The sequence below is a fragment of the Inquilinus sp. KBS0705 genome (genome assembly GCA_005938025.2).
Lineage (GTDB): Bacteria > Bacteroidota > Bacteroidia > Sphingobacteriales > Sphingobacteriaceae > Mucilaginibacter.
This window is the reverse complement of the sequence record VCCI02000003.1, coordinates 132,813-145,938: the sequence shown is the minus strand read 5'-3', so window position 1 is coordinate 145,938 and position 13,126 is coordinate 132,813. Positions and strand designations below refer to the sequence as shown.

The following is a 13,126-nucleotide window of genomic DNA, read 5'->3' as shown; positions in this document are numbered from 1 at the left end:
CTTTATGACAAACCGTATTATAGATACACATATACATATGTGGAATCTGGAAAAGGCTGAATATACCTGGTTGAAAGGGGACACAAGCATTTTAAATAAAACCTATTTAATTGAACAATTAACGCCGCAAATTGAAAAGGCAGGTGTAACAGATGGAGTATTGGTACAAGCTGCCAATAATTTTGAGGATACGGATTTAATGATGCAGGTGGCTGCAGAAACAGAATGGATAAAGGGCGTTGTAAGCTGGTTGCCTTTGCAAAACCCGAAAGCAACAGAAAAAGCGTTAACAGAAAGATTTTGTGGTAATCATTATCTGAAAGGTTGTCGCCATCTCATCCATAATGAGCCAAACCCTAAATGGCTATTGCAAACAAATGTGATTGAAAGTTTAGAAATATTGGCTGAACATCAGCTTACTTATGATATAGTTGGAATCAATATAGAACATATAAAAACCGCAATTACAGTAGCGGAAAAATTGCCCAACCTGAAAATGGTTTTTGATCATTTGAACCAGCCCCCCATTGCAAGGAAAGAAAAGCATGTTGAATGGGAACGCCAAATGACCATTGCGTCAGAACATCCCAATTTGTATGCGAAAATTTCGGGGCTTAGCGTAACTGCCGGTAATGGCAAAAACTGGACAAAAGATGATTTGAAACCTTATATCATGCAGGTACTAAAGTTGTTTGGGACAAATCGTTGTTTTTGTGGTGGCGACTGGCCCGTCGCCTTATTGGCCGGCCCTTATGAAAAAGCCTGGCTGACTTACAGGGAAATATTTTCAGAAGAATTGACCGCGGATGATCAAGTGCAAGTGCTGTACAATAATGCAGCTTCCTTTTATAAATTAACACCATAAAGGATTATGAGCGTAATTGCCGGAATATCATTTCATGCTATAGGAGCTTCCAGCGCGTCGCTTTGTTATACACCGCAAAAGAATACCAGGTCATGGTCTTGGCAAACCTATTGGTTAGCGCAGGCAGCGGTTTGCTGGCTGATATTACCTATAATCGTCGCCTGGATTACAGTACCGCATCTAAAGGAAGTATTAATTGAGGCGCCTAAGGCAGCTATGTATAAATCATTTTTGTTGGGAGCTGCTTACGGCATAGGCGGAACTGCTTTTGGCCTGGCAATTCGCTATGTTGGGTTTTCATTGACTTATGCCATTTCAGTAGGCATTTCTTGTGTTCTAGGTACGCTGCTGCCGCCATTAGTGCATGGTGAATTGGAGTCTATATTAAACAATACAGGGTCAGGGTGGATAGTTGCCGGAGTAGTAATAGGTGCGTTCGGCATTGCCATTTGTGGTTTCGCCGGTCGATTTAAAGAGAAGGATTTAGAAAACAACAAAAATTCAACATCTTCTTTTTCTTTTACTAAAGGTTTACCGTTGTGTTTATTGGCAGGTGTTCTTTCAGCAGTGTATGGCTTTGCACTTGATCAAGGGCAACCTATTGCTGATGTTGCTGTAAAATATGGTTCAGGGCAATTTCAAGATAACGTCATTTATATTTTTGCAAATGCAGGTGCTTTTCTGTCAACATTTATTTACTGCATTTATCTACATATCAAACAAAAAACTTTTAAAGAATTTATAAAATCAGAAAAAAGGAAGAGTCCCTCAAGATTAACATTGAATTATGTTATGGCATCAATTACTGGTTTATTATGGTATGGCCAATTTTTTTTCTATGGCCTTGGTCATAATAGAATGGGGACTTATAAATTCAGTAGCTGGGCTATTCATATGATCATGCTGGTACTATTTAGTAGTGTGATCGGCCTTGTATTCAGGGAATGGATAGGTGTTAAAAGTCAAACAAAAGGGATGTTGGCATTTGCAATAACATTGCTCATTGTAGCCGTGTCAGTACTAACCTATGGCAATTATTTAGGCACTCTGTGATAGCATTGTGTTATGCGCCTTAATTTTTAAACCTAAAAAACAGATGACTTTACAACAACGGGGCTCAATGCCAAAAACTAAACAGCAAATAATAATCATTGGCGCAGGTGGAATTGTTAATGATGCGCATCTTCCGGCTTATAAAATTGCAGAATTTGAAGTAATTGGTATATATGACATCGACACGGCGAAGGCGAAAAATACAGCCCTCAGATTTTCCATATCTAAAGTGTACGAAAGTGTGACACAAATGATAGATTCGGCTCCTTCGGATGTAATATTTGATATTGCACTGCCCGGAAATGCCATCATAAAAATGTTGCAAAAATTACCCGCGAATGCCACGGTGCTGATGCAAAAACCTATAGGCGAAAACTATAAACAAGCTAAAAAAATTCTTCAGCTTACCAGGGAAAAGAATATGCTCGCCGGAGTGAACTTTCAATTAAGATACGCACCGTTTATTATTGCAGCCAGAGATATGATTAAAAATGGAACAATAGGCGATTTATGTGATATAGAAATAAATGTAAATGTATTTACACCCTGGCATTTATGGGATTTTCTATATAAAGCTCCACGTGTGGAAATACCTTATCACAGTATTCATTATATAGATGTGGTGCGCTCTTTTTTAGGCAACCCTTCAGGCATATATGCTAAAACCGTCAAACATCCTCAGATGCGGGAATTAGCCACTGTACGCAGTAACATTATCATGGATTATGGCGATATGGTTCGCGCCAATATTCTCACCAACCATTGCCATCAGTTTGGATTAGATAATCAACAATCCTATATCAAATTTGAAGGCACAAAGGGTGCAATCAAAATAAAAATGGGCACATTGATGAATTATCCGGCTGGCGTACCAGATAAGTTTGAATATGTTATTATCGAAAACGGAAAGGCGTCGAATTGGAAAGCGGTAGAGATTGAAGGCAGTTGGTTCCCACATGCATTTATTGGCTCTATCGCCGAAATGATGAAGGCCAAAGAAGGAACAATAACCCATCCTGATAACTCGGTAGAAGATTGTATTCATACAATGGCCTGTGTTGAAGCCGCTTATATTTCAGATGCAAAAGGCGCTGTAAAATTAAGCAGTATAGGCTAACAGGATAATAATTTTTAAAATAATATAACCCGTCAAACAATAAAGCAATGAACCCAAACCCAGATTCAACAAAACATAATGAAATCCCTGTATGGAACGCAGAAAACTGGTTTTATGAAGATATTGTTATGAACACCAGTATCAGATCCATTCGCCGTACGATTAGCGAAGGCGAAAGCATGCAATTTAACACACTCGTATTAGACATGCATCCCTATGTAGCAGACGATGTGTTTGCGAAAAACGAAGGCATTTTTGGGAAAAGGCTAGTGGCCGGTGCATTTGTATTTAGTGCGGGTCTAGGTTTGGTTGCAACTAATTGTATAAATGCTTTCAGTTATGGTTACGACAAGCTCCGATTTATCAAACCCGTATTTATCGGAGATACCATTTATACTATTAAAACAGACTTAGATAAACACCCAAAGTATAAACATATGGGTCTATACCGGGCTGCATATGAAGTATTTAAAAATAATGGCGAACTCGTATTGTATTGCGAACATATACAAACTGTTAAATACCGTTATCCTGAAAATTTCAATACCGAGCAAAGTAATCCAGTCTGAGCTCGACCATTATGAACATTTGAAATTTGCCGGGGCAGCAAAAAAAGGAGGTATTTCGCCGATTGCTTTACAGCCGGATACCGCGAAGGGTTAGGAAATTTAGCGTTATTTATGTGTAACAACTGGCAGCGATGTAAAATACCACGGCCGAAGTAGCATCGGACGTCAACATAGTTTTATTTACAACCGGTTAGGTACACCTATAGGTTAACTTTTTGCTATTAGCTAAATTCAAAATATATGTTTAGTTTAAAAAATAAGCAAGCGGTAATAACAGGCGGCGGCAGCGGAATTGGCAAGGCCATATCGTTGTTGTTTGCTCAGCAAGGCGCCATAGTACACATTATAGAATTAAATGCCGATGCTGCCAAGGAAACAATTGATGAAATAAAAAAAGGCGGAAATATTGCCCTCAGCTATACCGTCGATATAAGTAAACAAGATCAAATACTTAACGTATTTAATCAGATAGGTAAAATTGATATACTGGTAAACAATGCAGGCATAGCGCACGTCGGTAGCCTTGAAGGCACAACGGAAGCCGATCTTGACCGCATATTTAACGTGAATGTTAAAGGCGCCTACAACGCTTTATATGCGGCCGTTCCTTCGATGAAGACCAATGGCGGCGGGGTAATACTTAATATGGCATCCATTGCGGCTACGGTAGGTATCACCGACAGATTTGCCTACTCTATGAGTAAAGGAGCAATTATAGCCATGAGTCTTTCAGTAGCGCGCGATTATCTTGCGGACAATATCCGCTGCAATACTATTTCCCCGGCACGTGTGCATACACCGTTCGTTGATGGCTTTATTTCAAAAAACTACCCAGGCCGTGAGGATGAGATATTTGAGAAATTATCAAAAAGCCAGCCTATTGGGCGCATGGGCAAACCCGAAGAGGTTGCAGCGCTTGCGCTTTACTTGTGCAGCGATGAGGCAGGCTTCATCACTGGCTGCGATTACCATATTGACGGCGGCTTCATTAAACTAAACAACTAATAAAGTAAATAAAGAATGGTTAGTTGGTGATGGAAAGTTCGAAATTTTAACTACGCAAATAGATCATCTAACCGCTCAAACTTAACTGATCAACCACTCACAAATATGAAACTAATACGATACGGGACGGCTGGTAAAGAAAAAACCGGTGTTATTATTAATAATATAAAATATGATACATCTGCTTTTTTCGAGGATTACAACGAAGTCTTTTTTGAGAACGACGGACTAAGAAGGCTGCAGGAGTTTATAAGCTCAAACCATGGTAAGCTTACCAAAGTATCCGATAAGGACCGTCTGGGTAGCCCGATCGCACGGCCCTCCAAAATCGTTTGTATCGGTCTTAATTACAAGGACCATGCCGAAGAAACCAATGCGCCTTTGCCTAAAGAGCCAATCTTATTCTTCAAGTCAACCACCGCGCTGGCTGGGCCAAATGATGATATAATCATCCCTAAAAATTCAGTGAAAACGGATTGGGAAGTTGAATTGGCGGTAGTAATAGGAAAAAAAGCATCTTATATTGAGGAGTGTGATGCTATGGGGTATGTGGCCGGGTATTGCCTGCATAATGATGTATCCGAGAGGGAGTTTCAACTGGAACGAAACGGAACTTGGGATAAAGGCAAAGGCTGCAATACCTTTGCGCCGATGGGGCCTTTTTTGGCAACAACGGATGAAATCGAAGATGTGCACAACCTGCGCCTGTGGTTAACTTTAAACGGTAAATCAGTTCAGGATGGCACCACCTCCAACCTGATATTCAACATCCCAAATTTAATAGCGTACATCAGTCAGTTTATGACTTTACTTCCGGGCGATGTTATCTCAACCGGAACGCCCGCGGGTGTTGGCCTTGGGATGAAACCTCCGTTATATTTGAAGCCAGGGGATGTGGTGGAGTTAGGTATCGACGGAATTGGCCAGGCAAAACAAGTGCTTAAAGCTTATACGAAAGACCAATAGTCACGAGCATTTTGTTTGTTTGATGCCTAAAGTTATGCTACATGACTCGATACCGGCTATCAAAAGATTTTTTGCAAGTCAATGTTAAGGTATTTCGCTTATATACTCAGAAAACTCAGAGGCTATTGAAGTCATTTTCAATGAAAATTTCGCGGCAATTAGAGCAATACATAAGGCATTAAAAAACCCTTGATCTTATTCTACATTTTTAAATGGTGCCATACGAGCGCTATCGCCGCCCTGTGAATTTCCTATAATTTCTTTTTCGTCGAATTCAATACATGATAATCTTAGTGAAGATAACTGTAACTATGTTACAAAAAATCAAGCCATACTTAAATAAGCTTTAGAATCATCCGACAATCTTTTGTTCGCCAATTGCTAAAGAGCAAAATAGAATGCATACTAAAAATAGGTGTAATAGATCCTCAGGCTTTTTATTTCATTCCCATTAACTCAAACTTGACCTTGCTCCCTGGTTAACCCAACCCCTTTTAAACCCTTTTTTATGAGAACCTACTTGGAATCTCTGATACTTCAGCGAACAAAAATCCGTAATCAGGTAGTATGAAATTTATTTGCCTAACAAAAAAACAAGATCATGATTGAATAGTAACAGAAAAATCGTCCATTCATTCCAAAAAAAAGTCAATTTTTCAATAAATAATTTAAATGACATTTACACGGTACAAATAACCACTGTACTCCAAACCGAACTATAATCATTACCATTAATATGCCCTTTAATATAGATTTATCAAATAAAACCGTACTTATCACTGGCGTCTCATCTGGAATTGGAATAGGAATAGCAAGCATGTTTGCCAGGGCGAACGCTAATATTGCCGGATGTTCACTAGAGGCGAAAGAAAATATTGGCGTTCAAAATTTCATTCAGGAAGTTTTCAAACATTCCGGAAAACAACCATTTTATGTCAAAACAGATGTCACAAATATGGAAGATCTAAAGGAATTTGTAAATGCTTCTGCGAACCATTTCGGTGGTATTGATATTGTTGCATCTAATGCAGGAACCAACATATATAAAGGCGCTGAGGATTGCAGTCATGAAGACTGGCTATATAATATGAATCTTAATTTGGAGTCCCATTGGAACATAGCCAGGCTTTCTAAGCCTTTCTTGGAAAAGTCCCCGGATGGCGTCATTATAATTAACACCTCTTGTCATGCATTTAACACTACTGCGGGCTCCTTCCCGTATAATATCGCGAAATCCGGATTGAGGGCACTCGTTCAAACTTTAACAGTCGAATGGAGCCCGGCTATCCGGACAGTGGGTGTTGCACCCGGTTTCATTGACACCAGGTTAGCTGAAGAATGGTTCAATGGATTTTCTGATCCGCAGGAGGCCCGTAAGAATACAGAGGCTGCTTACCCATTAAAGCGCCTTGGCACTACTGACGAAATTGGCGGGTGGTTTGTGTTTTTGGCAAGCGACTACGCGGCTTTTGCCGGTGGTCAAACCTTTTTAATAGACGGCGGACGATCAGCTATTATGATGGACTCTTAGCATATTAAATATGAGATTGATACAATTTTTAGATGTTGACGGCAATAAAAAGACAGGAAAAGTCGAAGGAAAAAACATCAGGGTACTTGAAAAAATCACTTCGGTTTATGATCTCTTTGATTATGCTGAAGCACATCATTCCGATATTATCTCTTCAGTAGAAACACTGCTTTCTGATGTGTCAGTGGATTATGACTGGTTAGATATGGAAGGAAAAATTCTGCTGCCTGTTGATCACAAAGATCCATATCACACTTGGATAACCGGAACCGGCTTAACGCATATGGGAAGCGCTGATTCCCGGAACAAAATGCACCAGGGACCCGAAGATGATACAAACAACACCATAAGTGATTCACTTAAGATGTTCCAGGCCGGTCTTCAAAATGGAAAGTTAATTGACGGTCGTCCAGGCGAGCAGCCGGAATGGTTTTTCAAAGGTAACGGATTAACCGTTTCACTTCCAGGCAAAGATTTGCCGATGCCCGAATTTGCACTGGACGGTGGAGAAGAACCCGAGATTGGCGCAGTTTACATTATAAACAATAAAGGAATTCCCAAAAGAATCGGATTTGTTTTAGGAAATGAATTTTCAGACCATCAGATGGAAAAGCAGAATTATCTCAACCTGGCCCATTCTAAACTGCGTTACTGTTCCTATGGACCTGAAATACTATTGACAGACCTTCCGTCAAACATCATGGGACAAAGTAAAATAATTCGAAACAATGAGATAGTTTGGGAAAAGGCTTTTTCTACCGGCGAAGATAACATGAGTCATAACCTATTAAATATTCAGCATCATCATTTTAAATATAATTTATTCAGACAACCGGGAGATTTGCATATACACTTTTTAGGCACCTCGGTTCTAAGTTATACAGATAACTTTAAAACAAAAGTTAATGATATATTTCATATTGAATCTGCCGTGATGGGCAAGCCTTTAATAAACAGATTAGTGGTTTCCTAACAAAACATGATAGCAAGCATTTTCACTAAGACTTGAAAAAATGATCAAAAATGCCAATACAGTCGAACAAACAGGACAACATAATACAGTTTATCTCACCTTTATTACTTTGGTTGCCGCAATGGGTGGCCTTCTGTTTGGTTTTGATTTGGGTATCATAACTGGTGTCATTCCCTTCATACAAAAGCAGTTTTATCTTTACGGTTTTGAATTAGGCTGGGTGGTAGCTATTTTCGAGCTGGGATGCATGTTCGGAGCTTTTTTTATATCCTTTATGACCGAAAAGCTTGGTAGGAAAAAAGCTCTGGTCACCACAGCAATATTCTTTATCATAACAACCATCGGGATTGTCATGTCAAATAGCGCATCCGAACTGGCAATTTGGAGATTTTTACAGGGAGTTGCGGTCGGGGCAGCTTCGGTCCTTTCTCCGATGTACATAGCAGAAACATCACCTGCGCAGATCCGGGGCACATTAGTGTCAATTAACCAATTGATGATCATATTTGGCATTCTGCTCGCTACATTTATATCTTATTATTTTGGCGACCCTCAAAATGCAGATAGCTGGAAATATATGTTTGGGTTTGCCCTTGTTCCCTCCGCAATATTTTTGATCTTATTGATATTCGTGCCTGAGAGCCCGAGATGGCTTTTGAAAAAGGGGCTTCAAAAAGAGGCTATAAAGGTTTTACGAAAAATAGGGGATGACATTTATGTCGCAATTGAAGTAAAAGGCATAAATATAAATACAGAAGCTCCGCAAAGAAAAGCCCGTTATATTGACCTGTTTGGCAAATCAATGTTGCCGGTATTGGCAATAGGATTTGGATTGGCGATTTTGCAGCAATTCTGCGGCTCAAACAACATTACTGCTTACCTTCAGGTTATTTTTCAAAAGGCAAATCTTGACATTAAAGACGGCTTACTGAATGCTGTTTTTGTGAGTATTGTTTTTTTTGTTTCCACTGTATTCGCCATCCTACTAATTGATCGGATCGGTCGTAAAAAATTATTGCTGATAGGCACCCTTTTAATGGCGTTCTTCCTTTTTTGTTTGGCATTATCTTTTAATTCTACTACGGTTAACGGCACTCTTGTAGTGATTTTCGTAATGGGTTTTATAGGAACTTACGCTTTTACACTTGCTCCGGTAACATGGGTGGTTTTGTCTGAAATATTCCCTAACCATATCCGCGGCAAAGCCCTGTCGATGGCGTCAGCAGTTTTGTGGCTCTCCTGTTTCATTGTGGTATTGATTTCACCTTATTTATTAAAAGTTAGTGCGGTAGTGAACTTTGTAATATTCGGTATATTCAATATCTGCGGATTTATCTTCATATGGTTCTATGTTCCTGAAACGATGGGTAAAACATTAGAACAAATAGAAAAAATGCTTTTCAAGCCTGGTAACGATGAAAACGAAATCTAAACGGTTAAGTACGATTAGCTAGATCTAAATACTTATGAAAATAACAGACATAAAAATCCACGTAGTTAATGCAGAAATGCGTAATTGGATCTTTGTTAAAGTGGAAACCTCAGAACCTGGTTTATATGGCTGGGGGGAATCAACCCTGGAATGGAAAACCCGGGGGGTGGTAGGTACCATTGAAGATCTAAAACCGCTACTCATTGGCGAAGACCCTAGAAATATCACGCGTTTACTGGAAATCATGCTTAAGCACAGTTTCTGGAAACTCGGCGTAATCGGTAAAACTGCTATCAGCGGAATAGAAATAGCACTTTGGGATATAAAGGGTAAATGGCTTAACGTGCCGGTTTGGCAATTGCTTGGCGGAAAAACAAGGGAAAAGGTAAGGTTATACACCCATTTAGGCTTGGGCGAGGCAGGCGCCGTTTATTCAAGCCTGGATACGGGCGACGTCGTTGAAAGATCATTGAAGGTAATGGAACGCGGATATGACGCGCTTAAAGTCGTTTTTATCCCGTACGTTAACTACACGGCGTCAATAAAACAAATTAAGCATGTTGAAAAAATGATGCAGACATTGAGAGAGGCCGTTGGAGAAGATGTTGACATTATGGTTGATTTCCATGGAAGACCGGGTTCAGCCAGTGCGGCATTGCAATTCATTAAAGTTCTTGAGCCATTTCAACCATTCTTTGTGGAAGAAGTTATTCAGCCTGGTGAAGTCATTGCCCTGAAAAACATTAAGGAAAAAATTAATTGCCCTTTGGCCACCGGCGAGAGGTTGATATCACTTTCGGAGTTTGAACCTTATCTTACAGCGAGGGCAATTGACGTTGCCCAGCCTGACCTGTGTCATTGTGGTGGCTTTACTGATGCATTGCATATTGCTTCTGCTTCAGCCGTGGCTGGAGTAGGAATTGCCCCTCACAATCCCTTGGGGCCTATCGCCGGTGTAGCAGCGATACATTTCGATTTTGCAATCCCTAATTTTATTATTCAGGAAAAAATGGATGCAGTACCCTGGTTCTATGATGTGGTGGAAGGACAGCCTGCAACTGATAACGGATATGTCAGTCTTCCCGAGCGACCAGGTCTGGGAATAGAAATAAATGAGAAACTTGCCGCTAAATATCCCTATAAACAGGAGCCTCTAAGTGTCATACAGGCCGCGCAGATAAATGACGGAACCATAGTGCACTGGTAATAAACAAAACTTTTACTTAAAAAGGAATAATATTCCTTTTAAATCAAAAACATGGAACAACGATTACTAAAAATTGTCAGTGCACTTTTCATTTTTTTAGCACCATTAAATAACCTGTTCGCGCAGCCAGATTCCACTTTACCAATTATCCCATACCCTGTGAGTTTAGTAAAAGGGAATGGAAAATTTATTGTTGATTCTAAAACGCCAATTGTTATACCGGTAAGTGAAACTTTTTCTAATGAGGCCAATGAACTTAAGAAACTGTTTACGCCGGCTTTAGGCAAAACACTGAAAATAACCCATAATCAAAATACAGGGGGCATCATATTTAAATATGATGCTACGGTAAAACAGAATGAAGGTTACAAATTGAGCATCAATGCCCGGCGGATACTTATCTCGGCGAAAAGTGCCAGCGGCGCTTTCAGTGCGGTAGAAACGATGAGACAACTCCTGCCTGCGTCGATTGAAACGGGAAAACAGCATCCGTTGAAGTTGTCCTTGCCAGCCCTTGATATTATTGATTATCCTGCTTACTCATGGCGCGGCATGCATTTGGATGTATCGCGACACTTTTTTTCGATAGAATACCTCCGGAAATTTATCGATGTAATGGCCCTCTATAAAATGAATAAGTTTCATTTGCATTTAACCGATGACCAGGGCTGGCGCATTGAAATAAAGAAATATCCAAAGCTTACAGAGCAAGGTGCCTGGAGAGGGTTCAATAATCAGGATTCTATCTGTATGGACCGGGCAAAGGAAAATCCTGACTTCGAAATAAACAGCCAGCACATTATCAAAAAAGACGGGAAAACGCTCTATGGAGGCTATTACACCCAACAGCAATTAAAAGAGCTGGTAGCATATGCAGCTGCTAAGCACATAGAAATCATTCCGGAAATTGATATGCCCGGACATATGATGGCTGCTATATCTGCATACCCGTTCCTCAGCTGCGATGGAAGCACGAATAAATGGGGAAAGGATTTTAGTCAGCCTATTTGCCCCTGCAATCAAAAAACTATTGAATTTGTAGAAAATGTATTTAAAGAAGTTATGGACATATTTCCCTCGTCTTACATTCATATTGGCGGTGATGAAGTCGACCGCGCCAGTTGGGCGCAGTGCGAAAGCTGCAAGATCCTCATGTCAAAAGAGGAAATTAAGAGTCTTCCTGCATTGCAAAATTATTTCATCAATCACATGGAACGTTTTTTTAATCAGCACGGTAAAAAAATAATCGGATGGGATGAAATTATTGAGGGCGGAATCAGCCCTACAGCTATATTGATGTATTGGCGTACATGGGTGCCGGAGGCTCCTGTAAAAGCGGCCAAAAACGGAAATAAGGTAATTATGACACCAGGTAACCCATTATATTTTGATTACCTTCCGGATAACAGCTCAATTTATAATGTTTATCACTTCAATCCGGTGCCCCCTGGTTTGAATAAAGAACAATCAGGTTATATTATTGGCGCTCAGGCTAACATCTGGACAGAGTACATCCCCAGCGAGAAAAGGGCGGAATATATGTATATGCCAAGAATGACTGCGTTGGCTGAGCGGTTATGGACAAACAGTCCTGATGGATATCTATCTTATCGCAGCCGGCTCAATAACCAATATGACAGGCTAGACCTGATGAATATACATTACAGGCTTCCGGATATTCAGGGGCTTTTAAACGACCGGGTGTTTATCACCACCGACACGCTGAATTTTGATCGCCCATTAAAAAAATTTCCTGTAAGATTTACCACTGATGGTTCCACACCAACAAATGCTTCGCCCGAGCTAACAACCTACATTGTAAATCATACTCAATTAATAAAGGTTGCAGCCTTTACGCCCAAGGGTCGAATTGGTGATATTTATAATATTAAGTATCAGCAGCAAGACTTGGCTAATCCAATTGATCCCACGTCAAAAGACCAAGGGCTTACTGTTGCCTATTATAAAGGAAACTTTAAGAAAACAGCCGAAATCCCAAAAACGTTCCCGGATAGTTCCTTTAAAGCAGACCGGGTCGATATTCCTGCATCCGTATCAGCTCCCTCTTTTGGATTAAAATATAAGGGAAATATCGAGGTTCCTGTTGACGGAATTTATACTTTTTACTTGACGTGCGATGACGGGGGGGTACTTCTAATTGCAGGCCGTGAAACCGTCAACAACGACGGACTGCATTCCGAAAAGGAACAGAGCGGTCAGGTTGCTTTAAGGAAAGGGCATCATAAGATCTCACTCGATTTTATTGAAGGTGGCGGGGGTTACAAACTTAAACTCAGGTATAGTATAAATGGCTCATCTCCCACCGAAATTCCGCCCAGTTGGTTAAGTAACTAACTATAAATGTTCAAAAATTTTATCGCATGCCTGCAGTAATCAAATACAACTAA

The 13,126-nt window shown here is 40.2% G+C and carries 11 protein-coding genes; all 11 read left to right on the top strand.

What is annotated here, in order from left to right; all coding sequences use genetic code 11:
- Positions 1 to 4: 4 nt before the first annotated feature.
- Positions 5 to 865: an amidohydrolase family protein gene (locus tag FFF34_014890; protein ID TSD63853.1), complete on the top strand. Its 861-nt coding sequence runs from the start codon at positions 5 to 7 to the stop codon at positions 863 to 865.
- 6 nt (positions 866 to 871) lie between these two features.
- Positions 872 to 1,918, top strand: a complete 1,047-nt coding sequence (locus FFF34_014885; protein ID TSD63852.1) for a rhamnose:proton symporter — start codon at positions 872 to 874, stop codon at positions 1,916 to 1,918.
- Between the two features lie 43 nt (positions 1,919 to 1,961).
- Positions 1,962 to 3,035: a Gfo/Idh/MocA family oxidoreductase gene (locus FFF34_014880; protein ID TSD63851.1), complete on the top strand. Its 1,074-nt coding sequence runs from the start codon at positions 1,962 to 1,964 to the stop codon at positions 3,033 to 3,035.
- A 47-nt stretch (positions 3,036 to 3,082) separates the two neighbouring features.
- Positions 3,083 to 3,604 (top strand): MaoC family dehydratase, encoded by a 522-nt coding sequence (locus FFF34_014875; GenBank protein ID TSD63850.1) that lies wholly within the window; start codon positions 3,083 to 3,085, stop codon positions 3,602 to 3,604.
- 240 nt (positions 3,605 to 3,844) lie between these two features.
- The gene (locus FFF34_014870; GenBank protein ID TSD63849.1) at positions 3,845 to 4,609 is read left to right on the top strand and encodes an SDR family oxidoreductase; all 765 of its coding nucleotides are present in this window, start codon (positions 3,845 to 3,847) and stop codon (positions 4,607 to 4,609) included.
- Positions 4,610 to 4,714: 105 nt separating this feature from the next.
- A complete protein-coding gene (locus tag FFF34_014865; GenBank protein ID TSD63848.1) occupies positions 4,715 to 5,575 on the top strand; it encodes a fumarylacetoacetate hydrolase family protein in 861 nt (286 codons plus the stop codon).
- 736 nt (positions 5,576 to 6,311) lie between these two features.
- Positions 6,312 to 7,106, top strand: a complete 795-nt coding sequence (locus FFF34_014860; protein ID TSD63847.1) for an SDR family oxidoreductase — start codon at positions 6,312 to 6,314, stop codon at positions 7,104 to 7,106.
- Between the two features lie 10 nt (positions 7,107 to 7,116).
- A complete protein-coding gene (locus tag FFF34_014855; GenBank protein ID TSD63846.1) occupies positions 7,117 to 8,079 on the top strand; it encodes an FAH family protein in 963 nt (320 codons plus the stop codon).
- 40 nt (positions 8,080 to 8,119) lie between these two features.
- The gene (locus FFF34_014850; protein TSD63845.1) at positions 8,120 to 9,511 is read left to right on the top strand and encodes a sugar porter family MFS transporter; all 1,392 of its coding nucleotides are present in this window, start codon (positions 8,120 to 8,122) and stop codon (positions 9,509 to 9,511) included.
- 34 nt (positions 9,512 to 9,545) lie between these two features.
- Positions 9,546 to 10,718 carry a D-galactonate dehydratase gene (locus tag FFF34_014845; protein ID TSD63844.1) on the top strand — a complete coding sequence of 391 codons (1,173 nt, stop codon included), beginning with the start codon at positions 9,546 to 9,548 and terminating at the stop codon, positions 10,716 to 10,718.
- Between the two features lie 51 nt (positions 10,719 to 10,769).
- Positions 10,770 to 13,073 carry a family 20 glycosylhydrolase gene (locus FFF34_014840; GenBank protein ID TSD63843.1) on the top strand — a complete coding sequence of 768 codons (2,304 nt, stop codon included), beginning with the start codon at positions 10,770 to 10,772 and terminating at the stop codon, positions 13,071 to 13,073.
- The last annotated feature ends 53 nt before the right edge of the window (positions 13,074 to 13,126 follow it).

Coding starts and splice junctions, on each gene's coding strand:
- FFF34_014890 (TSD63853.1), top strand. CDS start 5: ATGACAAACCGTATTATAGATACACATATACATATGTGGAATCTGGAA.
- FFF34_014885 (TSD63852.1), top strand. CDS start 872: ATGAGCGTAATTGCCGGAATATCATTTCATGCTATAGGAGCTTCCAGC.
- FFF34_014880 (TSD63851.1), top strand. CDS start 1,962: ATGACTTTACAACAACGGGGCTCAATGCCAAAAACTAAACAGCAAATA.
- FFF34_014875 (TSD63850.1), top strand. CDS start 3,083: ATGAACCCAAACCCAGATTCAACAAAACATAATGAAATCCCTGTATGG.
- FFF34_014870 (TSD63849.1), top strand. CDS start 3,845: ATGTTTAGTTTAAAAAATAAGCAAGCGGTAATAACAGGCGGCGGCAGC.
- FFF34_014865 (TSD63848.1), top strand. CDS start 4,715: ATGAAACTAATACGATACGGGACGGCTGGTAAAGAAAAAACCGGTGTT.
- FFF34_014860 (TSD63847.1), top strand. CDS start 6,312: ATGCCCTTTAATATAGATTTATCAAATAAAACCGTACTTATCACTGGC.
- FFF34_014855 (TSD63846.1), top strand. CDS start 7,117: ATGAGATTGATACAATTTTTAGATGTTGACGGCAATAAAAAGACAGGA.
- FFF34_014850 (TSD63845.1), top strand. CDS start 8,120: ATGATCAAAAATGCCAATACAGTCGAACAAACAGGACAACATAATACA.
- FFF34_014845 (TSD63844.1), top strand. CDS start 9,546: ATGAAAATAACAGACATAAAAATCCACGTAGTTAATGCAGAAATGCGT.
- FFF34_014840 (TSD63843.1), top strand. CDS start 10,770: ATGGAACAACGATTACTAAAAATTGTCAGTGCACTTTTCATTTTTTTA.